The sequence below is a fragment of the Sporosarcina luteola genome (assembly GCF_023715585.1).
Classification (GTDB): Bacteria; Bacillota; Bacilli; order Bacillales_A; family Planococcaceae; genus Sporosarcina; species Sporosarcina luteola_D.
In genome coordinates, this window is the sequence record NZ_JAMBOK010000007.1 from 1 (window position 1) to 22,044 (window position 22,044).

The following is a 22,044-nucleotide window of genomic DNA, read 5'->3' on the forward strand; positions in this document are numbered from 1 at the left end:
TTTCTTGCTGGCATCAATTAAGATGTCAATTTGAATCCGAAGATTCGTTTGTTCTTTTCACCGACAGAGTCGGCTCCAGAACTTTATTTGTTGACGTTTTGCTGTTCAGTTTTCAAGGTTCATTGTGTGTCGCTCCGTCAGAAGCAACTCTTATATAATAACACCTTCTCGATTCTGTTGTCAATAACAATTTGAATAAGTTTTTCAGTCGTTATTCATTTGTCAGAAGCGAGGTTATTAATATAACACCTTATCTACTTGAGTGCAATACCTATTAAAAAAACAATTTCTTTTGACATTTGGGGTGAATCACTAATCCCTTCTATATAAGAAAACCATTGCAACCGCCAGGAGTCCGACTGCTGTATCCGTGTACCGGACGGAAAATAACGAACTTCATTTCCCACAAAATAAAATACCCCTTCTATATAGAAGAGGCATTCATAGAAAAACAGCAAACGCGAATAGTGCGGCGAAGCCCGGAATTCCCAATATGGCTAAAAGGAGCCCTGATGCAACGTTAACCGGAAAATAGATCCCGATAAATCCGCCGACGATGTTAAAAATGAACAGTGCAAGAAAGGCGAATGCCAAGCGGAACCAAAATACAGATAGACGCTCGGACAATTTCTTGATCTGTTTTTTATCCATCATCAATAGGAAGAGCAGGATAATGCCGATGACGGACATGCCGATAATTTTCATGGAAAGCGCCCCTTTCGACTGATAGTCCACTCTATGCGCTTTCCCGGAAAATTATCACGAACAAGCTTCGCCAGGCATTATCATCCACGATTAATACGGAGGCGACGCTCCTTCGCTTCCTTGAATAAATGAAAATATTTACTTTCCGCTATCTTCCTTTGCACTAGCACTTCTTGATCGTAATCATGTGAGTACTTCTCAATCTCTCTTGCGCGTTCCCACTCTTCCTTTGTTTCCAACAGTAGGTTGTAAAGTCGTGCATCAAATTCCCTTTTTAATTTTCTCTTTCGGCCAAACATTCACGTTGACCCCCTATAATTCCCTGCGTCCTTCAAGTGCTTTCGATAATGTCACTTCATCCGCATATTCTAGATCTCCTCCGACAGGAAGACCATGTGCAATTCTCGTAGTTGTGATGCCAGACGGTTTTACTAGCCTCGAAATATACATCGCCGTAGCTTCTCCCTCAATTGTCGGGTTCGTCGCCAATATCAACTCTTCCACTTCTTCATCTTGAAGACGGGTCAATAAGGAAGGAACATTGATATCTTCCGGCCCGATGCCGTCCATCGGGGAAATGGCTCCGTGCAGAACGTGGTACATTCCGTTGTAATCCCTCATCTTCTCCATTGCAATAACATCTTTAGGATCCTGGACGACACAGATCATCGACCGGTCACGAGATTGATCCTGACAAATCTGACATGGGTCTATATCGGTTATATGACCACAGACCGAGCAGAAGCGCAAATTCCGCTTCGCATCGACTAGCGCCTTGGCAAAGTCGAGCACGGTATCTTCTTTCATGCTTAATACAAAAAACGCCAGCCGGCCCGCTGTTTTTGGGCCGATGCCTGGCAGTTTCATGAAACTATCAATCAGTTTCGATATCGGTTCAGGATAATGCATGTCTTTTCCTCCTAGAACATTCCAGGCAGGTTCAATCCTTTCGTGAATTGACCCATCGTGGAGTTCGTTAGTTCTTCAGCTTGCTTCATCGCTTCATTCGTCGCGATTACAACAAGGTCCTGCAGCATTTCCACGTCCTCGGGGTCTACAACGGTTGGATCGATGATAACTTCAAGCACTTCTTTTTGGCCTGACACGATCACTTTTACCATGCCGCCTCCCGCAGTTCCTTCTAGGCGCTTTTCACCCAGTTCTTCTTGAGCTTCCGCCATTTTCTTTTGCATCTTCTGCATTTGTTTCATCATGCCTTGCATATTTCCCATACCACGCATTGTGATTTCCTCCTCAATTTTTAATCGTCATGTACTTTTATGAATTCCTTGCCGAACATTCTTTCAGCTTCCGCGACAATCGGGTCATCATTCAACTGCTCGGCTTCCTGAACGAACGTAGGAATCTCCTCCGCACCGTCCATCCCCTCACCAGTTGCATCATCCGTCCCTTCCTGCGGTTTCATTAAACCATTGTTCCGGATAAACTCCTCCCTGACCTTCAGCCAGCCATCCTCCGGAACATACACGACATCATATGCTTTGCCGGTTCTTGTGCGAAGGGCTTCCGATAAGCCTGATCGCAGTGAGGAATTTTCAGAAGCCATCAGGCAATGGATTTCATACTTGAATTTTAACACAAAAGCATTGTCGGATGCCGCTACAGGTTCAGTTTCCTCGAGTAAAGCGGAATGGGATCTTTGCAATGCCTGCATCATTGTCGCCCACTCTTCCCGAATCACTTGGATGTCTTGACGGGTGGCGTTTTTCAGCACTTCATTTATCTTTCCAGTCGGTATTCTGAACGACTGGGATGTTTTCGAAGCATTTTTCTTCGGTTGACCAGCTGGTTGGCCACCCTCTGCAGGTCGGGCTCCATTAGCGAGCTGCTGCTGGAGTTCAGCGATGAGGCGCTCCAGGCTCTCCACTTTTTGGGCGAGATGCGGATCTGACGCTTGATTGCCCGCGGCTCGTTCAGCCGGGCCCTCCAAATGGATCATTTTCAGTAATGCCGATTCCACATACACTTTCGCATGATTTGAAAAGCGCATTTCCTGTTGTGTCTTCGATAGGATGTCTATGAATGAATAAAGGGTTTCCGGTTCGAATGCATTCGACATGGATACGAATCGTTCATCCCCTGTTATCAACTCAAGTAGTTCGGTCAAATCCGGAGCGGTCCTTAATAGAAGAAGATCCCTGAAGAACGTTATGAGGTCCTCAGCCAATCGGGAGATGTCCTTCCCTTCAGTGATCAAGTGATCAAGCATTGTCAACGCAGCCGCAGCGTCCTTCGAGAGAAGCGCTTCTGCCAATTGATAGAAGATATCTTCCCCGATCGATCCCGTAACGAGCAGTGCACTTTCCGCTGTAAGTCGGTCCCCGCTGAAGGAGACAACCTGGTCCAGCATGCTTAATGCATCACGCATCCCGCCTGATGCTGCTTGTGCAATGACCTTCAATGCTGCTTCGTCCGCCTCGATCTCGGCATCTTCCAACACCTGTCTCATCCGGTCGACAATTTCAGCTGATGTAATCGGCTTAAAATCGAAGCGTTGGCAACGGGAAATGATGGTTAACGGGAGCTTATGGGGCTCTGTCGTCGCCAAGATGAAAACCGCGTGCGACGGCGGCTCTTCCAACGTTTTCAAAAGCGCATTGAATGCTGAATTGGATAACATATGCACTTCATCGATTATATAGACTTTAAAACGAGCATTCGCTGGTGCAAATCGCACCTTCTCGATAATGTCCCGTATTTCTTCCACGCGCGAGTTCGAAGCGGCGTCGAATTCAATGACATCCGTGTTCGACCCTTCTGTTACGCTTATGCATGTCGGACATTCATTGCACGGCTCACTGGCTGGACCGTTCTCGCAATTCAACGCTTTTGCAAAAACCTTCGCGGCACTCGTCTTTCCCGTCCCCCTCGGTCCTGAAAACAGATAGGCATGGGATGTTTTATTATGTTGCAAGGCGTTTTGCAATGTTTGTTTAACGTGTCGCTGGCCCGACATCTCGCTGAAGGACTGCGGGCGGTAGACACGATAAAAAGCCTGATAAACCACCATTCCCCCTCCTTTCCTTTTAAAGCAATAGTGCCTTTATTATAGCATAGATGAACGGGATAGACCCTATCTTGAACGTAGCTTCTAGCTTCGGCAGCCAGACGCTCGGGGTCATAAGTCAGCCCTGCTTCACGACAAAAAGCGTCGTTTCGTGCCCGCATGGATGCGGGTATGCAGTCGTTGCCACAGGAAGTGGCGATTTTAGACTGCCTTCCTCTGGTTGCCTTATACCTGAGGCCGGTCATACAGTCGTAGCCGCAGGACGCGGCGCATTAGACTGCGAACCTCTGCTAGGCAGTCTACCTCCGCTTTAGATAAAAAAAACTCGCCCAATTAACGGACGAGTTGGATTTACATATGTAATGCCGTGCACCTTCCTTCGACTGCCGCACATAAGCGTTACTCCTGTCGACAGCTCAGCCTAGGCTGCCCCGCGGCACATGAGAAATACCACTTAATGCTGCTTCCTTCCGGACCTGACATGGTTCATGGGTTCCCATTGCGCAGGACCCAGACGTCAACACTACGTGCAAGAGGCAGGCCCTACATGCGGAAACAGCCTCAGGAAAGGAATTCAGTCTTGCTAGAGCGGATTGCAAGTTACAGGGCACCGCTACCTCCCCACCTAGCACGGCTTTCTTAGTATAACGATTTTTATAGATAAAATCAACCCATTCCCTTCGAAACTCCTATCATTTCCGGAGATGTTCCTCGTGTTTATGCGTGTTTAAATGGATTTATGAGCTTTTCAAAGGACTTATGCGTATGTAAGTGCGTTTATGCGTTTCTGAAACCATTTGCGTATTTAGAGTAATTTATACGTATTTCTGAGGAAGGGAGATGCGCCGGCGTGCGTCTGAAGCAGAAATCAACAGCATTTACAGATGACAGACTTCTATGAATAAACTTACTAAAAAAGAGTGCATATAAGTAGTTGACACCTTATGTTGAATTATGATAAATTATGTTTTGTTGATACGGAGGAATACCCAAGCCCGGCTGAAGGGATCGGTCTTGAAAACCGACAGGGGTGTTAAAGCCCGCGGGGGTTCGAATCCCTCTTCCTCCGCCATTTATTTTAAAATTGCGCATAAGTTGGAGATAAAGTCTGTTACATTAATATGTAATGGATTTTTTTTATGAGAAATTGGTGGATATGAGCGAGGTGTGACAATGAAGGCAGTTATACAAGCTTTGCTTTTCTCCTTTCTCCTTCATCTTATTTACATAGCAGGAGTTCTCTTGACTGGTTCCATCCAAACGAAATACTATGAGCCAGATATCCTAAAGTCATGGAATAATGTAGATGTGCTTCAAAACGAAGTAGCATTTGGCGTTATAGGATCGCCCCTAATTCTTTTATATACATTCATCGGCACAACGCTGATTTCCGCACTCGTTCTCTATTCAAATAGCAAGTTGAAAGAAGCCCACTAACCAATCATTGGCTAGCAGGCTTCTTTTTTATTGTAGATCCTATAGGTGATGGTGCAATTGCAATTGTTTTGTAATGTGGAAACTCCGTTTCGAGCCTCTTCGCAATTTCTTCCTGAGTGCCTTCCTTTACCGCAACAAAAATAGAAGGACCGGCGCCGCTGATTGTCATTCCATATGCCCCCATTTCGTGGCAAGCCGTCCGGATATGATCAAAATCATTGAGTAATGGTTTCCGATATTGTTCATGGAAAACATCCTTCTCCATCATCTTGCCCGCCAACTTCCAATCCCCGAGCGCAATGGCGGTCAGCATAACGTTACTGGCAGCGTTGCCGGCAGATGCCACAGAATGAGGCAGCTCCCTCGGAAGAAGTCCCCTGGACTCGGTAGTCTTCAACACATTAGGGGGGACGAGGATGACAACTCCGATGGCCGGCTGCGGCAGCTGGACGACTTCCAATTCATCCGCTACGAAATAGGCGACAGTCACGCCTCCTAAAAGGGCAGCAACTACGTTATCTGCATGACCTTCATTCTCGCTTCCAATCTGCACTTTCTCTTGCGGTGTCAATGATAAACCGAGCAGCTCGTTTGCAATTTCAATGCCGGCAGCGATTGCCGTCGCGCTGCTGCCGAGCCCTTTGCCGAGGGGGATGTCGGAAGTAATATGCAACGCGTGGGGCTGTATTTCCTTGCCGTATCTTCCCGCCACATCTTGAATCGTCCGGATAATTAAATTTGTATCGTCTGTCGGCAAATCGGCATATTCTTCCCCATCGTAGTGGACGTTCCACTCAACCGACTCTCTAACGTCAACGGTCATATACAGAGAGAGTGCCATTCCAACACTATCGTAACCCGGTCCAAAATTCGCCGTCGTGGCAGGAACGGCGACTGAGAATAATGGTTCTTCCATCATTTTGCCCCTGCCTTCAATTCATTCAAAAACGCATCAAATTGTTCCCTGGAGAGGAATGGTTGCCCTTCATTCACATTGATAGCTGTTTCAGGATCCTTCAACCCGTTCCCTGTAAGTACACCGACAATTGTCGAACCTTTTTCAATTAATCCTGCATCAAGGCGTTTCTTAATGCCTGCGATTGTCGCACATGAAGCGGGTTCTGCAAAAATGCCGTCCGTAGAGGCCAATAGACGATATGCTTCCAAGATTTCTTCGTCTGTCGCGGATAAAATCGCCCCGCCGGATTCTTCAAGGGCCGCCGTTGCTAAATGCCAGCTCGCGGGATTTCCGATGCGGATAGCTGTTGCAACCGTCTCAGGTTCTTCAAATACGCGGTCATAGACGATTGGAGCCGCTCCATCAGCCTGGACACCTAACAGCGTCGGCATGCCGGATCCCTTTTTCGCGTCATATTCCTTGAAGCCTTTCCATGCAGCGGAAATATTCCCTGCATTCCCGACCGGCAATGCGAAAATATCCGGTACTTTCCCCAATTGCTCGATCGTTTCGAACGCAATCGTCTTTTGACCTTCCAACCGGTAAGGGTTCACTGAATTGACGAGAGCGATTTGCCCTTCTCCTGCTTCACGCACCATGCGCAGCGCTTCGTCGAAGTTTCCTTCGATCGCCACGATTTCTGCGCCGTACATTTTCGCCTGTGCCAATTTGCCGAGCGCGATTCGTCCCTCAGGAATGACAACGATTGTCCGCATCCCTGCGCGTGCGCCATATGCTGCTGCAGACGCGGACGTGTTACCCGTGGATGCGCAGATAATCGCGGTTTTACCTTCTTCTTTCGCTTTAGCGACAGCCATCACCATGCCGCGATCCTTGAAAGAGCCTGTCGGGTTTGTCCCTTCCGTTTTCACGTATAGGTTGACGCCCCATTTTTCGGAGAGGTTTTTCAAGTGGATAAGCGGTGTATTCCCTTCCTGCAATGTGAGTTCCGGTGTTTTATCGGTCACTGGCAGCCATTCTTTGTATTCTTCGAGTAATCCATTCCATCTTCTCATCGCGTTTCACCCTCCACTCGGTAGTAGCTAACAACGCCGTTCACTTCCGGTGTGTTATGCAGTTCATTCATGATGTCTAAATGCTGTTGCCTTGAAATGCTGTGTGTAATCATGATCAAGTCGACGCCGCCATTTTTGTCGCCTTCATGCTGGACGACAGTTGCTAGGCTTGCCCCATGATTGCTGTATACCGATGCTAATTTTGTCAGTACGCCCACTTCATCCTTTACGGAGATTCGATGGAAGTAGCGGCCGATGATTTGATTGTCGTCTTTGACTTTATAAGCGAATTGCGGTGAATGAAGCCGTTTTCCATTCACACCGAGCAATAAATTGCGGCATGCTGCGACGATATCTCCCGTGACGGAAGTCGCTGTCGGCAAGGAGCCCGCTCCCGGTCCGTAGAACATCGTCTCTCCGACTGTGTCCCCATATACATAAACCGCATTGAATTCATTATTGACAGAAGCTAGCGGGTGCGAGTTTTGGATAAAAACCGGTTCTACGGAAATTTCAATTCCATCGTCATCCTTTTTTGCAAATCCGGCCATTTTCACGGTGAAGCCGAACTGCTCTGCCAAGGCGAGGTCGCCATCCTGGATATCCTTCATCCCTCTTACAAAGACGTCTTCCAACCGGACTTCCGTGGAAAATGCGAGCGACGCGAGTATGGCCATTTTCCTAGCGGCATCAATTCCGTCGACGTCTGCTGACGGGTCGGCTTCGGCATAGCCGAGCTCAGTCGCTTCCGCGAGTGCCTCATCATACGTTTTGTTTTCATGTTTCATTTTCGTGAGAATGAAGTTCGTCGTTCCATTGACGATGCCTGTCAGTGCCCTGATCCGGTCAGATGCGAGCCCGTCTTCAAGCGTCCGGATTAGCGGGATGCCGCCTCCGACGCTCGCTTCATAGAACAGGTCGCATTTGTGTTCATCTGCAAGCTTCAATAGGTCATGGCCGTATTGTGCCATGACGTCCTTATTCGCGGTCACGACGCCTTTGCCCGCACGAAGCGACTTCTCAATCGCCTGCTTGGCTTCGCTTGTCCCGCCGATCACTTCGACAATGATGTCGATTTCAGGATCTTCAATCACTTCATCCAGATCGGTAGTGAAAGTATCCGGTGACAGCTCTGTATCTCTTTTCTTTGTTGCATCTTTCACGAGAACTTTTTTTATTTTTACAGGAACGCCTAATTTATGACTTACGTCTTCTTTATGCCTATGCAGGATTTCAGCTACGCCGCCGCCGACAACGCCGAATCCAAGCAAACCGATATTGATTTCTTTTATCATATTTGACGATTCTCCTCGCTATATGTACACTATGAAAAAACAATCGTTCTCCACATAAGGACATTATAGAGAAATAAACTTTCAATAACAACCCCATTTATGGTAAAGTTCAAGATATCATGAATTGTAATTTAATTAAAGATTGGATTTGATAAATTATGAAAGTTTGTAAATTCGGCGGCACTTCCGTTGCGACTGCCGATCAAATTAAAAAAGTTGTCGATATTGTAACGTCTGACAGTGATCGTAAAATCGTTGTTGTTTCTGCACCCGGAAAACGATTTTCTGATGATACTAAAGTGACCGACCTACTCATTCGGCTTGGGGAAAAGGCATTGGCGAATGAAGATACGGAAAACGATTTGCTGGAAGTCGTCGATCGATTCCGATCGATTGCCGAGAGTCTTGGCCTCGATGGCACGATCATTGAGGAGATAGAGCATGATTTACGCGCGCGGCTTTCCCGGGATAAAGAGGACTCCCTCTTGTTCATGGATACAATGAAAGCGGCGGGCGAGGATAATAATGCAAAATTGATCGCAGCTTATTTTCAATTCATCGGGGTTGAGGCGAAGTATGTCTGCCCGAGGGATGGTGGATTGCTCGTCAACGATCGTCCGGAGCGCGTTCGAGCATTGCCTGAAGGGGATGAACGCCTTGCTACATTGCGCGACGAACCGGGGATCATTGTTTTTCCAGGGTTTTTTGGCTACACGGAAGACGGAACACTCCGCACATTCAATCGGGGCGGCTCGGATATTACCGGCTCGATCATTGCCGCAGCTGTGAAAGCAGATCTATACGAAAACTTTACGGATGTGGATTCAGTGTTTGCTGCCAATCCAACTGTTATTGAGAACCCAGTTGCCATCGAGAAGATGACCTATCGTGAAATGCGGGAACTTGCCTATGCCGGCTTCTCTGTGTTCCATGACGAGGCGCTCATCCCGGCTTTCCGGAAATCGATCCCAGTCAGCATCAAAAACACGAACAATCCCGAAGCGCCGGGTACATTAATCGTCAAAGAACGGGACTATAATGAACAGCAAGTGATTGGAATTGCCGCGGACAGCGGATTCACCGCCATTTACGTCGACAAATTTTTAATGAACCTGGAAATTGGTTTCGGCCGCAGACTCCTTCAGATTTTTGAGGAAGAGGGCATTTCGTATGAGCATACGCCGTCCGGTATCGACAACCTTTCCCTCATCATCCGCAGTCGTTTCATGACAAAGGAGATGGAAGAGCGGATTGTGAAACGGATCCATAAGGAATTGGAGCCGGATGCTGTCATCGTCGAGCATGACTACTCGATGATCGTACTCGTTGGAGAAGGCATGCAATATACGACCGGCTTGGCTGCACGTGCCGCTACTGCCATTGCGAGGAGCGGTTCCAATATTGAAATGATCAACCAAGGATCCTCGGAAGTCAGCCTTGTCTTTGGGGTGAAGGTTCAGGATGAAACGAAGAGTTTGAAAGAGTTGTATAAGGAGTTTTTTGTAAAATCATATGTACAATCATGAAAAACAAGGGACACGATTATGTGTCCCTTGTTTTATTTCGGCACGAAGGTGTATGGAAATTGTTTAAAAATGCCGTCTGACAGCATATCCGCCATCATCAATGCCTCCGCCTCAATCTGGTCGAACACTTGCACCTCTAGCTGAAAATTCTTTTGGATCATGCAGACCGCCTCGAGCTTCGTCAAAGCCAAATGGGAATAGAGCATCTTCCGGAATGCTTCTTGATCGTTGTATGGATTGATCTGATGAAGGAATTCCGCAATTTTGTCCGCATTCCTGTACCAATCTGCCTCTTTCTGTTCCGCTTTTTCTGTTTCTCCGTTCGCGGCGGCAGTTACCAATTCGGCTGCAGTCGTCAAATGCTCCGAAATGAGGTGACTATACGCATCCGCGATTTCATCACCATAATACGGCCTTAGCGCATTCCCCATATCCGTTGCATTGCGCAATAGGCGTGCGAGGACAAATTTCAAGTCAGGTACTTTGAAGACAATTGCGGTAATGGCCATCCGTGTCCACATGACATGCTGCTCCCAGAGAAGCCGGTTTTTATTCCATAATTCCACTTGTGCTTTGCTATAGCAGTTAATCGGCTGCATAGGATACATTGGCGGGACTTTTCCATAATACTGATTCACTACATCACTCCAACATTCATACTTGGGTCAGTACATATTATTCGAATGATGTAATGTAGGTGAAAAAAGAGCAGCCTAGGATTTGGCTGCTCTTTCCTTATTTTTTCAGTGCTGCGGACAAGTTCAGCATATTGCCGATCCGCTCGACAACCGTTTCCACCTCGTGGGGATTGCTTTTAAGATCGTAATCCGTAATATCGATTCGAAGCACGGGACAAGCATTGAAAGAATCAATCCACTTTACGTAGCGCTCATGAAGCTCCTCCCAATAGGAAAGCGGCGTCTGCTGTTCCATCAAGCGGCCCCTCTCTTGGATCCGCGCAAGGATTTTCTCAAATGGACCATCCAAATAGACGAGCAGGTCGGGATGTGGGAAATACGGCGTCATGACCATCGCGTCGAAAAGTTTCGTATATGTATCATAATCGACCGGATCCATCGTCCCTTTATCTTTGTGCATCTTGGCAAAAATACCTGTATCTTCATAGATGGAACGGTCTTGTATAAAGCCGCCGCCATATTCAAAAATGCGTTTTTGTTCCTTAAAACGTTCCGCAAGAAAATAGATTTGCAAATGGAAGCTCCATTTTTCAAAGTCATCGTAAAAGCGGTCAAGATACGGATTCTTATCTACATTTTCCAATGAAGTCCGGAAATCCAATGCGTTTGCAAGTGCGTTCGTCATCGTCGATTTTCCGGCTCCTACCGTACCTGCAATCGTGATGACCGCATTTTTCGGAATTCCATATTTCTCTCTTAAATTCTTCATTGTACTGCCCCTTTTCGTATCGTTTCATCGACTTTGCTGAGAATAGCTTGCAAATCTCCCGTGTCATTAACAAAATCTAATTTATCGCCATTGAAATGCAGCACTGGGATATCAGGATGCGCAGCTTCAAAGTCTGCGATGAACTGCTCATAATCCTCCGAGAGCATCTGCAAATAGGATGGATCGATGTTCTTTTCGAAATCCCGTCCCCGGAGCGCAATCCGTTTCATTAATGTATCAAGCGTCGCATGAAGGTAGATAATTACATTCGGCACAGGCATGTCCTTCGTTAGGATATGATAAATCTCTTCGTATTTGGCATATTCATCCGCCGGAAGCGAACGCCGTGCAAATATGAGGTTTTTGAATATATGATAATCCGCCACGACAGGCTGCTGCTGGCTCAAAAACTTCTTCTGGATATCGCTCAATTGCTTATAACGGTTGCAGAGGAAGAACATTTCGGTTTGAAAGCTCCACTCCTCGATGTCTTCGTAAAATTTATTTAAAAATGGATTTTCATCCACGATTTCGCTTAACTGATGGAACCGCTGCGCTTCGGCAATCGCTTTTGACAGCGTCGTTTTACCGACGCCAATCGGTCCCTCTACCGTAATGAACGGAACAGACATACATAGCTCTCCTTTGATTCGACAATTTCTGCACTTCATTTTACCATATAGAGATGTTGAAACATAGATGTTGCCGCAAAATGGCAAGGTGGCTTTTCAAGGTGGTACACTTGTTATAAGGAGCGATGACAGATGGACGTATTTGAAATGGACCGCCGCTTCATGCGGATGGCGATAGAGGAAGCTAGAAAAGCTGAGGCACTTGGCGAGGTCCCAATTGGGGCAGTCATTGTGAAAGATGGAGAGGTAATTGCCACAGGACATAACTTACGGGAAACGTCGCAGAATGCGGTCACTCACGCAGAATTATCTGCCATACAGGACGCGTGCAGTGCAGTTGGCAGCTGGCGATTGGAAGAGACGACAATGTATGTGACGCTTGAACCTTGCCCGATGTGTGCCGGCGCGATTTTGCAATCAAGGGTTCCGCGAGTCGTGTACGGAGCACGTGATCCGAAAGGCGGCTGTGTCGATTCATTGTATCGGTTGCTGAATGACCCGCGCTTCAATCATGAATGCGAAGTGGCGGAAGGCGTGCTTGGCGATGAATGCGGAGCGATGCTGACGAACTTCTTCAGGTCGTTGCGTGAAAAGAAGAAGGAACAAAAAAAGGCGATGCGGGAGTCGAATTGATTCCCACATCGCTTTTCTTATCGAATAACTTCTTTTCCACCCATATATGGACGTAATACCTCAGGAATGACAACGGAACCGTCCTCCTGTTGGAAGTTTTCAAGGATGGCCGCCACTGTACGGCCGACCGCCAAACCGCTTCCGTTCAATGTATGAACGAATTCAGGCTTCGCGCCTTGCTCGCGGCGGAAACGGATTGAAGCACGTCTCGCTTGGAAATCTTCAAAGTTTGAGCAAGAAGAGATTTCACGGTATGTGTCCTGCGTCGGAATCCACACTTCGATGTCATATTTCTTCGCAGCCGTGAATCCGAGGTCTGCTGTGCACATTTTTAGGACTCGGTATGGAAGTCCAAGCAATTGAAGTACTTTTTCCGCATGCCCCGTCAATTTCTCCAACTCATCGTAAGACTCTTCTGGCTTCACAAAGCGGACGAGTTCAACTTTATTGAACTGATGTTGGCGAATCAACCCACGTGTGTCGCGACCAGCAGATCCCGCTTCTGAACGGAAATTCGTGCTATAAGCTGTATAGGCGATCGGCAATTGTGCCCCGTCTAGGATTTCATCACGATAATAGTTCGTCACCGGAACTTCAGACGTCGGAATTAGGAAATAATCCTCTTCCTCAATCAAAAACGCGTCTTCTTCGAACTTCGGCAATTGGCCAGTGCCCGTCAAGCTTGTACGGTTCACTAAATATGGCGGCAGCATTTCCTCGTAGCCGTGTTCTTCTGAATGCAAATCAAGCATGAAGCTGATCAATGCGCGTTCAAGTCTCGCACCAAGTCCACGGTAGAACACGAAACGGCTCCCCGTCACTTTTGCAGCTCGTTCAAAATCAAGCAAGTTTAGATCTGTCCCGATTTCCCAATGCGGCTTCGGTTCGAAACCGAATTCCGGTTTCTCTCCCCATGTGCGCACTTCGACGTTATCATCTTCGCTATCACCGACAGGAACTGATTCATGAGGAATGTTTGGAATGCGCATCATGATGTAATTCAAATCTTCTTCGACTTGATGCAATTGCTCATCAAGCGTTTTGATTTCATCGCCTACTTCACGCATACGTGCAATTACATCATCTGCATTCTCTTTATTACGCTTCATTTCCGCAACTTTTTGAGAAACCTCATTGCGTTCCGCCTTCAGCACTTCCACTTTCGCAATCAGTTCTCTCCGTTTTTCATCCAGACCAACGAATTTATCCAATTCCGTCAAGTCTTCTCCGCGCTTCGTAAGCTTCTCTTTCACTTCATCGAAATTCGCACGAAGCAATTTAATGTCCAACATAGCCGATTCCTCCTCTAATGTAATGTGACGATTATTTTCAGACACAAAAAAAGCCCTCTATCCCCTATACAAGGGACGAGAACTACCCGCGTTGCCACCCAAATTGACCAGCAAAACAGCTGATCCACTCTTTGAAATAACGGTTCAATGTCCGGCTAGGCCTACTATTCGTTCAGCCTGGCTACTCAGGGACGGATTCACAAGTGTCTTTACCGGCTCGCACCACCCGCCGGCTCTCTTTGAAAAACGCGCTTGCTACTGCTTCCCATCATCGTCTTTAATTTGAAATTAACATCACTTTACTACATACCTGAACTTTTGGCAAGGTCCAAGAATTCTGCAACTGCTTCAAAGTATGCTGTTTCATGTGGAACAAAATCGGATAGCGTTATTTTCGTATCATCTGAGCAAATGATGTTCTCTACTTCTCTCCTGAAGAGTGCCTGCAAATCTTTTATCGCAACGGAATGGATCCTTTCCACTTCCTCCAGTTGCAACGTGAAATCATCCGGCCCCAAGGTTGATTGATAGAGAAATACATTTGCAAATTCTTTGTCAATGAAACTCGGCAGCCTAATGACATCCCGAACTGCTCCCATTCGTTTTAACTTGGAAAGGTCCACTTGTATGCCAAGCTCCTCCTCAACTTCACGAACTCCATCCATAATTTCCTCATCCGTCAGCAAATGGCCCGCTGCTGTAATATCATACAAGCTTGGAAAGTCCTTTTTAGTTGCGCTTCTTTTTTGAATAAAAACATTGGTTCCATCCACAAGCCAACAATGGAACGTTTCGTGCCACTGGCCTTTCTTATGAATAATTTCTCTTGTTTCATCACATACATACTTATAATCTTCATCGAATACTTTCAGCAACTCTACCAACATCATACTCCCTTTCAACGAAAAGCATTGATTATACTAATAACAAGGATTAACGTAAACACTACAACAACGATTGCAGAAGTAATTTTCGTATAAAGAATTGCTTCCTTTGAAAATTCGGGCTCTGAATCATATTGCCATCTTTTCCCGAGTAACATCATTTCCCGAGGAGCCAAAAACGTTACAACGCCGATTGGAACAAATAGGATGAACGTCAAAATTGCTTCAGCCATCCAAGTCCACCTCCTTGTTATTGTATAAGTAAAGCCTGATAAAGCAAGCTAACACCTGTTATAATGACTTCTTCATATATTTTCCCGTCATACTGCGGATTAACAATTGACTTAACCAGATATTTCACCGAGAAGGTCTTATTCAAATCCATTTTCCTCTCGCTTTCTTCTCTTTACGTTTTCGGGTAAATAAAAGATTCAAAAAAGGCTAGAGCATCTTCGCCCTAGCCTTCATCATTAAACTCCACGTACAGCCATTAATTCACTTTCTGCCAACTTGCTAATTTCAATCCCTTTCATCGGTGTACCGATGTCTTTAGACAAATCACCGATCAACTCATAGTTCCTGAAATCTTCCGTTGCCATAACGATAGCACGAGCGAATCGTTCAGGGTTATCAGATTTAAAAATGCCTGATCCGACAAATACGCCGTCAGCGCCAAGCTCCATCATCAATGCCGCGTCCGCAGGAGTCGCTACGCCGCCTGCTGCATAATTGGTGACGGGTAGACGCTTCGCTTCACGGATTGCGAGTAGCACATCATACGGTGCAGCCAAATCTCTTGCAGCGACCATCAGCTCATCATTATTCATATGAACGATTTGATTTACCTGCGCATTTACTTGGCGAAGATGGCGGACCGCTTCAACGATATTCCCTGTCCCAGGCTCTCCTTTCGTACGCAGCATCTTTGCCCCTTCTCCGAGACGACGTGCCGCCTCACCAAGATTGCGTGCACCACAGACAAATGGAATTTTATAATCGCTTTTCAATAAATGGAATTCCTCATCCGCCGGAGTCAACACTTCGCTTTCATCGATGAAATCAACACCCATTGCCTCCAGCACACGTGCTTCCGAAATATGTCCGATCCGCACTTTTGCCATGACGGGGATTGAAACTGCTCTTTGCACCTCTTCAATAATGCGTGGGTCCGCCATGCGAGCCACTCCGCCAGCTGCCCTGATATCCGAAGGGACGCGTTCAAGCGCCATTACAGCAATGGCACCCGCCGCTTCCGCCACTTTTGCCTGCTCCGCATTAATAACATCCATAATCACGCCACCATATTTAAAGTCCATTAACTCTTCCCCCTTTTCATTTTGTTCAGTATACTAGATTATGACCTTATTAAAATACTCAGTTTGTCAATAAATGAAGAGGTCAGATGGTTTTTGGTGCTGGTTCTAGTGTCACCAAATGACGATAACTCTTGGGAATTGACCGATAAGTTCCCGGAAGTGATCGATAACTCATCCGAATTGACCGATATATCCCGGGAAATGAACGATAACTTTTTTAGGCGAGGTGCCTCTAATGGAAATGCTCTTAATTGAACTAAATAAAGAAAGCGAAACCCCACTTTACGAACAGATCTACCAGCAAATCCGCAACGACATCACTGAAGGCAAACTTGTTGTAGGCGAAAAGCTCCCCTCCAAACGGAAACTTGGCGAATTCCTCGACGTCAGTCAGACAACAATCGAAATTGCTTATGGGCAGCTTGCTGCGGAAGGGTTCATTACATCTAAACCGCGGAGAGGCTATTTTGTGCAGGAAATTGGAGAATTGGCGTATGTACAACCAGTCGAGGAAGTAACTTTCTCAGCCAAAGAAGATCGGAGGGAACTGGAGATTGACTTTTCCCCAGGTAAAATCGATACGGAATCCTTTCCATTCAAGCTATGGCGAAAATACGCAAAAGACACCATCGATGAGTCATCGCAACATCTTCTGCTATTAGGACATCCACACGGAGATCAAGAACTTCGGCAGGAAATCGCGAAGTATTTATATCACTCAAGAGGAGTTGATTGCTCCGCGGACCAGATCATCGTCGGATCCGGAACGGAACAGCTCATGCCGTTGCTTATCCGGCTTCTGGGACCGCAGGCAACGTACGCCATCGAGGACCCGGGCTATCCGCTAACCCATCACGTCTTTTTCCATAACAATCGGGTGGCCATACCGATTGCAGTTGATGGGGAAGGGATGGACGTACAGGCACTCCAGCAGTCGAAGGCGACCGTGGCTTACGTGACACCTTCCCATCAGTTTCCGACCGGCACAGTGCTTTCTGCGGCACGCAGGACGGCATTATTGAACTGGGCAGCTTCAAATGTCGGCAATTTCATTATCGAGGACGATTACGACAGCGAATTCCGCTATTCCGGAAGACCGATTCCTTCTTTGCAAGGAATGGACAAAGCAGGCAAGGTCATCTATGTCAGCACCTTTTCGAAATCCCTTATGCCATCGCTGAGGATTGCGTATATGGTGCTCCCTCCTGTCCTGCTCAAAAACTACGAGGACGCATTCATCCATTATTCATCGACGGTTCCGCGTCTTGACCAGCACACGCTTGCCCGTTTCATGGCGGATGGCCATTTCGCCCGGCACTTAAACCGGATGAGGAAAGTGTATAAACGTAAATTGCAGCTGCTTACTGACTCCTTGCAGCAATATGCTCCAATCATTTCATTCTCCGGCGACGAAGCGGGTATGCATATCCTCATCAATGTGCATACGGACAGGGATGAAAATTCGCTTGCCAAGGCAGCATTGGAAAGAGGCATACGTGTCTACGGCTTGAATGAATACAGGAAGGCCGTAAGGAGCGTCCAGCCATCATTTCTATTTGGCTTCGGCGGCTTGGAGGATGTCCGGATACCAAGGGCAGTTGAACAGCTCATGGAGGCTTGGGACATTAGAAAAAGGTGATGGTTCCATAGTGGACCCATCACCTCATTTTATTGTCTAGCTTCGTGTGGCAGCCAACCGCCACCCTCTGCTTTTCGTTATTTGAATAAACCTTTTATAAACCCAGTTGCACTTTCCCAAATACCGGCGAAGAAATCACCGATTGCACTCATCATCAATGAGAACCATCCAGCTTTTTCGACATCATCTGTGACGATGACATCCATGCCGAGGTCTTTTGATTCGATGAATCCATAATCCTCGCCCTCTTTTTTAACAAGCTCAACATGTCCGACGACAGTGCCCTTTTTAATAGGTGCTTCAAGCGCCCCGTCTTTCAATAAAGACTCATCCAGGACAAGTTTCGGCTCATATAGATCCTTTTCATTCGACTTGATCATTGCCGTGATCGGCTCTTTCACTTCAATGGAAACAGTCTTCTCTTTTCCTTTTAGGACAGGCAATGTCTTCTGCTTTTTAAATTGATATCCCGCCGGAAGAAGCTCTTCCTCGGAGAACTGGCTGAATCCGTAATCGAACAGCGCTCGCGTCGCGTCAAACCGTGCCTTGTAGGAGCCGACTCCTTTTGAATCGACCGCCTTCATGACGACCGCGATGACCCGCTTATCGCCCCGTTTTGCTGTTCCAGTGAAGCAGTGGCCGGCGAAATCAGTCGTTCCCGTCTTCAGTCCGTCGACGCCTTCATATTCATAAACAAAACCTGGAAGCATGAAGTTCCAGTTATCCATCTTGATGGCATCAGATGTTCCTTCACGGAATATTTTCGAATTGATTTTCGTCGTATCCAAAACTTCCGGATAATCTTTCATCAAGTGGAATGCAAGCCGTGCAACCGATTTTGCGGGCATGACGTTTTCATCGTTTGCCCCTGTGCCTTGTGGATGCATCCCTTGCAAGTATTCATTGTTCAAACCTGTTGAATTGACGAATTTAAAATCAACCAACCCAAGTTCTTTCGCCTTAGCATCCATCAATTTCAGGAATTCCGTTTCCGTTCCTGCAATCGTTTCAGCAATCGCAATCGTTGCAGCATTCGCCGAATAAATTGCCAATGCTTCGTAAAGCTCATGAATTGTATAGGTGCCATCCCGTCGCAGCGGAACGTTGCTCAAACGTCTGTCCTGCGAGACGGCATAGGTGTAATCCGTTACTTTGTATTCCTGATCCCAACTGATTTTCCCTTCTTTTATCGCTTCAAATAGGATGTATTCAGTCATCATCTTAGACATACTTGCAATGCCGAGTGGTGTGTCCGCATTCTCTTCATATAAAATCTTTCCACTATCCGCGTCAATTAGAATGGCACCATCTACATGGATACCGAGTGTCGTTTCTGCTTGTACAGGCGCCGTGCCGAATGTCATCATCAATACGAATGGAATGACCAGCAATGCAACCCATTTTCTCATTTCCCGTTTCACAATATACCTCCGTCATTGCAATTTACCACTTTATATTTTATCACATCGTGGACCCGATTAGGGGCTTCAATTGAAAAAGCACCTTTCCGCTCATATCAAGACGTGCGGAAAGGTGCTGAAGTTCCATCCTCATTTTTTTACGAAATGGAGTAGTTGGGTGCTTCTTTTGTAATATGCACTTGATGCGGATGACTTTCGCGCAAGCCAGCACCCGTCATGCGGATGAACTGAGCTCTTTCACGTAGATCATAAAGATCCTTCGTACCGCAATAGCCCATGCCCGACCGGATGCCACCAACAAGTTGATGAATCGTATCAGAAATTGGCCCTTTATAAGGCATACGTCCCTCAATTCCTTCAGGTACGAGCTTCTTCGCATCCTCTTGGAAATAACGGTCTTTTGAACCGTGTTCCATTGCACCGACAGATCCCATTCCGCGGTACACTTTAAAGCGTCTGCCTTGGAAGATTTCCGTATCTCCAGGGCTTTCAGTCGTTCCGGCAAGCAAACTTCCAAGCATGACAACATGTCCGCCTGCCGCCAAAGCTTTTACGATATCACCTGAGTATTTAATGCCGCCGTCTGCGATGATCGTTTTGCCATGTTTTCGTGCTTCGGAAGCACATTCATATACTGCGGTGATTTGGGGAACCCCGACGCCCGCAACGACACGTGTCGTACAGATGGATCCTGGACCGATTCCGACTTTGACGACATCGGCGCCCGCCTCATATAGTGCTGCAGTCGCTTCTGCCGTTGCCACGTTTCCTGCAATGATATCAAGTTCCGGATACTCTCTTCGAATCTGTGCGACAGTATCAAGCACGCCTTTCGAATGTCCATGCGCCGTGTCGATGACGATGACATCGACTTCCGCAGCAACAAGCTTCTGGACTCGTACCATCGTATCTGATGTAACACCAACCGCGGCTCCAACGAGAAGACGACCTTGCTGATCCTTTGCAGCGTTCGGGAATTCAATCACTTTTTCGATATCTTTAATGGTAATTAAACCTTTTAGGATTCCATTTTCATCAACAATCGGCAGCTTTTCAATTTTATACTGCTGTAAAATCTTTTCCGCATCTTCCAAAGTCGTGCCGACAGGAGCCGTCACCAAATTGTCCTTCGTCATCACGTCATTGATAATCAGCGAATAGTCCTGGATGAACCGCAGATCACGATTCGTCAAAATCCCGACAAGTCTTTGCTCATCCATATTGTTGACGATCGGAACTCCCGAAATACGATACCTTCCCATCAAGTGCTCTGCGTCAAATACTTGGTGTTCAGGAGTGAGGAAGAAAGGATTGGTAATAACGCCATTCTCTGAACGTTTAACCGTTACAACCTGTTCCGCTTGCTCTTCAATGCTCATATTCTTATGGATGACACCGAGGCCGCCTTGACGCGCCATTGCAATCGCCATCTTCGACTCGGTCACTGTATCCATCCCAGCACTGATGATTGGAATGTTCAACGTCATCTTCTCTGTCAAACTCACCGAAAGATTTACGTCCTTCGGTAATACTTCTGAAGCACCAGGCACAAGCAATACGTCATCAAAAGTCAATCCTTCACGAGTGAACTTAGATTCCCACATATCGTTTCCTCCTCTAAAATCGTTATCTGCAGTTGAATATTATTAAAAGGTTATCAGCGCATATGAGACGTGTCAAGGAGTCGGTAATAAGAAAAAGAATTCCTTAAATTCACTGAATTGACTTTTCAATCGCCGACCGCATCTTAGCAGGAGAAGTCTTCGGCGCAAAACGATCTATTACATTCCCATTTCGATCAATAAGGAATTTCGTGAAATTCCATTTAATGCCCTCGGTAAACAGTCCCTTTTTTTGATCCGTCAAAAATGAAAACAACGGAGCTGCCCCATTCCCAACGACATCAATCTTAGCGAACATCGGAAAGGTCACCCCATAATTCATTTCACAAAATGCCAGTGTTTCGTCAATTGAATCAAATTCCTGGTTCATGAAATTATCTGACGGGAAGCCGAGGACGACAAACCCTTGTTCACGATAATCCTCGTATAGCTGTTGCAGCTCCTTGAACTGATCCGTAAAACCGCATTTGCTTGCTGTGTTTACAATGACCATTGTCTTGCCCTCATAATCCTTCATCGATTGCATAGTGCCATCCGGCTTTTCAACGGAAAACTCGTAAATGGAAGCCATATTCATCATCACCTTTCCTCACCTTTATTAATCAACATTACGGCAACTGTGCAAGCTATGCAAAGATGATAGATGGATGATTTTACTAGCTGTAAGTCGCTTTTCCCGTAGAAACGCATAAAAGTATATATCCACGCATAAATCGTTCCAGAGAAGCATAAAGTCTCAGAAGTGCGCATAACCTCTTCAAGATGCGCATAAATCCAGTTAAACGCGCATAAATGGACTTCTAATGAGCCTGATTTTAACTTGCAGATGCTAGTGTGATGAACGAAGTCCTGTGAATGCATGGCTACTTTGGACGCGGGATGGATCGGTGCGATCGAGGATTACTTTGAGCGCGGATTCAATTCCATGAGCGCGGAAGGCCCATTCTTGAGCGCGGATTCATTTCATGAGCGCGAGATGCCCATTCTTAAGCGGATTTAGTTTCATGGGCGCGAGACAAAATAACTATTCTAATATAATCCTGAGTCGCGCCAAACGCCTTTAACACTTTAAGCGCTTTCTCTCAGAATCGAATATTTTCAAACATAAAAAAACCATTCCCCATGGGGAATGGCCTTGGCCCGGCGACGTCTTACTCTCACAGGGGGAAGCCCCCTACTACCATCAGCGCTGAAGAGCTTAACTTCCGTGTTCGGTATGGGAACGGGTGTGAC

The 22,044-nt window shown here is 46.6% G+C and carries 23 protein-coding genes, 1 tRNA gene, 1 rRNA gene, 1 other RNA gene and 1 other annotated feature; of the genes, 6 read left to right on the top strand and 20 right to left on the bottom strand.

The window, feature by feature from the left end; genetic code table 11:
• Window positions 1-441 precede the first annotated feature (441 nt).
• The 6 genes from M3193_RS16340 to ffs all read right to left on the bottom strand — a co-directional run bounded on the left by M3193_RS16340 (window position 442) and on the right by ffs (window position 4,367).
• Window positions 442-705, bottom strand: coding sequence for a pro-sigmaK processing inhibitor BofA family protein (locus M3193_RS16340; protein ID WP_251629960.1), 264 nt, complete (start codon window positions 703-705; stop codon window positions 442-444).
• 80 nt (window positions 706-785) lie between these two features.
• Window positions 786-1,004: a YaaL family protein gene (locus M3193_RS16345; protein ID WP_251629961.1), complete on the bottom strand. Its 219-nt coding sequence runs from the start codon at window positions 1,002-1,004 to the stop codon at window positions 786-788.
• A 13-nt stretch (window positions 1,005-1,017) separates the two neighbouring features.
• Entirely contained in the window at window positions 1,018-1,614 is a 597-nt protein-coding gene (recR, locus tag M3193_RS16350) for a recombination mediator RecR (protein ID WP_251629964.1), read from the bottom strand.
• Window positions 1,615-1,625: 11 nt separating this feature from the next.
• Window positions 1,626-1,946 (bottom strand): YbaB/EbfC family nucleoid-associated protein, encoded by a 321-nt coding sequence (locus M3193_RS16355; protein ID WP_251629967.1) that lies wholly within the window; start codon window positions 1,944-1,946, stop codon window positions 1,626-1,628.
• Between the two features lie 20 nt (window positions 1,947-1,966).
• Entirely contained in the window at window positions 1,967-3,733 is a 1,767-nt protein-coding gene (gene dnaX, locus M3193_RS16360) for a DNA polymerase III subunit gamma/tau (protein ID WP_251630006.1), read from the bottom strand.
• A gap of 365 nt (window positions 3,734-4,098) precedes the next feature.
• An RNA gene (ffs, locus tag M3193_RS16365) (signal recognition particle sRNA large type) lies at window positions 4,099-4,367 on the bottom strand.
• Window positions 4,368-4,712: 345 nt separating this feature from the next.
• Here ffs and M3193_RS16370 point away from each other — a divergent pair.
• Window positions 4,713-4,805, top strand: a tRNA-Ser gene (locus M3193_RS16370).
• Window positions 4,806-4,906: 101 nt separating this feature from the next.
• Complete coding sequence (locus M3193_RS16375; protein ID WP_251629970.1) at window positions 4,907-5,170, top strand: hypothetical protein; 264 nt, start codon at window positions 4,907-4,909, stop codon at window positions 5,168-5,170.
• Window positions 5,171-5,174: 4 nt separating this feature from the next.
• Here M3193_RS16375 and thrB read toward each other — a convergent pair whose 3' ends face one another.
• The 3 genes from thrB to M3193_RS16390 are packed head-to-tail and all read right to left on the bottom strand — an operon-like array spanning window position 5,175 to window position 8,439.
• Window positions 5,175-6,086: a homoserine kinase gene (gene thrB, locus M3193_RS16380; protein WP_251629973.1), complete on the bottom strand. Its 912-nt coding sequence runs from the start codon at window positions 6,084-6,086 to the stop codon at window positions 5,175-5,177.
• The gene (gene thrC, locus M3193_RS16385) at window positions 6,086-7,144 is read right to left on the bottom strand and encodes a threonine synthase (RefSeq protein ID WP_251629974.1); all 1,059 of its coding nucleotides are present in this window, start codon (window positions 7,142-7,144) and stop codon (window positions 6,086-6,088) included. Before thrC ends, thrB begins: the two co-directional genes overlap by 1 nt.
• Window positions 7,141-8,439, bottom strand: a complete 1,299-nt coding sequence (locus M3193_RS16390; RefSeq protein WP_251629977.1) for a homoserine dehydrogenase — start codon at window positions 8,437-8,439, stop codon at window positions 7,141-7,143. The genes thrC and M3193_RS16390 overlap by 4 nt, the downstream gene beginning before the upstream one ends.
• Window positions 8,440-8,597: 158 nt before the next feature.
• Between M3193_RS16390 and M3193_RS16395 the strand changes: the two genes are divergently transcribed.
• Window positions 8,598-9,965, top strand: coding sequence for an aspartate kinase (locus tag M3193_RS16395; RefSeq protein WP_251629980.1), 1,368 nt, complete (start codon window positions 8,598-8,600; stop codon window positions 9,963-9,965).
• A 32-nt stretch (window positions 9,966-9,997) separates the two neighbouring features.
• Here M3193_RS16395 and M3193_RS16400 read toward each other — a convergent pair whose 3' ends face one another.
• The 3 genes from M3193_RS16400 to M3193_RS16410 form a co-directional block, all read right to left on the bottom strand.
• On the bottom strand, window positions 9,998-10,603 hold the full coding sequence (locus tag M3193_RS16400; RefSeq protein ID WP_353056430.1) for a hypothetical protein: 606 nt from the start codon (window positions 10,601-10,603) through the stop codon (window positions 9,998-10,000).
• A 97-nt stretch (window positions 10,604-10,700) separates the two neighbouring features.
• On the bottom strand, window positions 10,701-11,372 hold the full coding sequence (locus tag M3193_RS16405) for a deoxynucleoside kinase (protein WP_251629983.1): 672 nt from the start codon (window positions 11,370-11,372) through the stop codon (window positions 10,701-10,703).
• Entirely contained in the window at window positions 11,369-12,004 is a 636-nt protein-coding gene (locus M3193_RS16410; protein WP_251629985.1) for a deoxynucleoside kinase, read from the bottom strand. Before M3193_RS16410 ends, M3193_RS16405 begins: the two co-directional genes overlap by 4 nt.
• Before the next feature lie 132 nt (window positions 12,005-12,136).
• Here M3193_RS16410 and tadA point away from each other — a divergent pair, with 132 nt between their 5' ends.
• Entirely contained in the window at window positions 12,137-12,637 is a 501-nt protein-coding gene (gene tadA / locus M3193_RS16415) for a tRNA adenosine(34) deaminase TadA (RefSeq protein ID WP_251629987.1), read from the top strand.
• 17 nt (window positions 12,638-12,654) lie between these two features.
• Here tadA and serS read toward each other — a convergent pair whose 3' ends face one another.
• The 4 genes from serS to pdxS form a co-directional block, all read right to left on the bottom strand.
• The gene (gene serS / locus M3193_RS16420) at window positions 12,655-13,929 is read right to left on the bottom strand and encodes a serine--tRNA ligase (protein WP_251629989.1); all 1,275 of its coding nucleotides are present in this window, start codon (window positions 13,927-13,929) and stop codon (window positions 12,655-12,657) included.
• Window positions 13,930-13,997: 68 nt separating this feature from the next.
• Window positions 13,998-14,210: a binding site (T-box leader), on the bottom strand.
• Between the two features lie 21 nt (window positions 14,211-14,231).
• The gene (locus M3193_RS16425) at window positions 14,232-14,819 is read right to left on the bottom strand and encodes an NUDIX hydrolase (protein ID WP_251629990.1); all 588 of its coding nucleotides are present in this window, start codon (window positions 14,817-14,819) and stop codon (window positions 14,232-14,234) included.
• 8 nt (window positions 14,820-14,827) lie between these two features.
• Window positions 14,828-15,046: a hypothetical protein gene (locus M3193_RS16430; protein WP_251629992.1), complete on the bottom strand. Its 219-nt coding sequence runs from the start codon at window positions 15,044-15,046 to the stop codon at window positions 14,828-14,830.
• Window positions 15,047-15,283: 237 nt separating this feature from the next.
• Complete coding sequence (pdxS, locus tag M3193_RS16435) at window positions 15,284-16,129, bottom strand: pyridoxal 5'-phosphate synthase lyase subunit PdxS (protein ID WP_251629994.1); 846 nt, start codon at window positions 16,127-16,129, stop codon at window positions 15,284-15,286.
• A 235-nt stretch (window positions 16,130-16,364) separates the two neighbouring features.
• Here pdxS and M3193_RS16440 point away from each other — a divergent pair, with 235 nt between their 5' ends.
• Entirely contained in the window at window positions 16,365-17,768 is a 1,404-nt protein-coding gene (locus M3193_RS16440) for a PLP-dependent aminotransferase family protein (RefSeq protein WP_251629996.1), read from the top strand.
• A gap of 77 nt (window positions 17,769-17,845) precedes the next feature.
• Here M3193_RS16440 and M3193_RS16445 read toward each other — a convergent pair whose 3' ends face one another.
• From M3193_RS16445 to M3193_RS16455, 3 genes are all read right to left on the bottom strand, one after another.
• The gene (locus M3193_RS16445; RefSeq protein WP_285852055.1) at window positions 17,846-19,177 is read right to left on the bottom strand and encodes a serine hydrolase; all 1,332 of its coding nucleotides are present in this window, start codon (window positions 19,175-19,177) and stop codon (window positions 17,846-17,848) included.
• A gap of 149 nt (window positions 19,178-19,326) precedes the next feature.
• Complete coding sequence (gene guaB / locus M3193_RS16450) at window positions 19,327-20,793, bottom strand: IMP dehydrogenase (RefSeq protein ID WP_251630002.1); 1,467 nt, start codon at window positions 20,791-20,793, stop codon at window positions 19,327-19,329.
• A gap of 109 nt (window positions 20,794-20,902) precedes the next feature.
• On the bottom strand, window positions 20,903-21,382 hold the full coding sequence (locus M3193_RS16455) for a glutathione peroxidase (protein WP_251630010.1): 480 nt from the start codon (window positions 21,380-21,382) through the stop codon (window positions 20,903-20,905).
• Window positions 21,383-21,670: 288 nt separating this feature from the next.
• Between M3193_RS16455 and M3193_RS16460 the strand changes: the two genes are divergently transcribed.
• Window positions 21,671-21,811, top strand: a complete 141-nt coding sequence (locus tag M3193_RS16460) for a hypothetical protein (RefSeq protein WP_251630004.1) — start codon at window positions 21,671-21,673, stop codon at window positions 21,809-21,811.
• Window positions 21,812-21,949: 138 nt separating this feature from the next.
• Here the strand turns inward: M3193_RS16460 and rrf are convergent.
• Window positions 21,950-22,044, bottom strand: a 5S ribosomal RNA gene (gene rrf, locus M3193_RS16465); the annotation flags it as partial.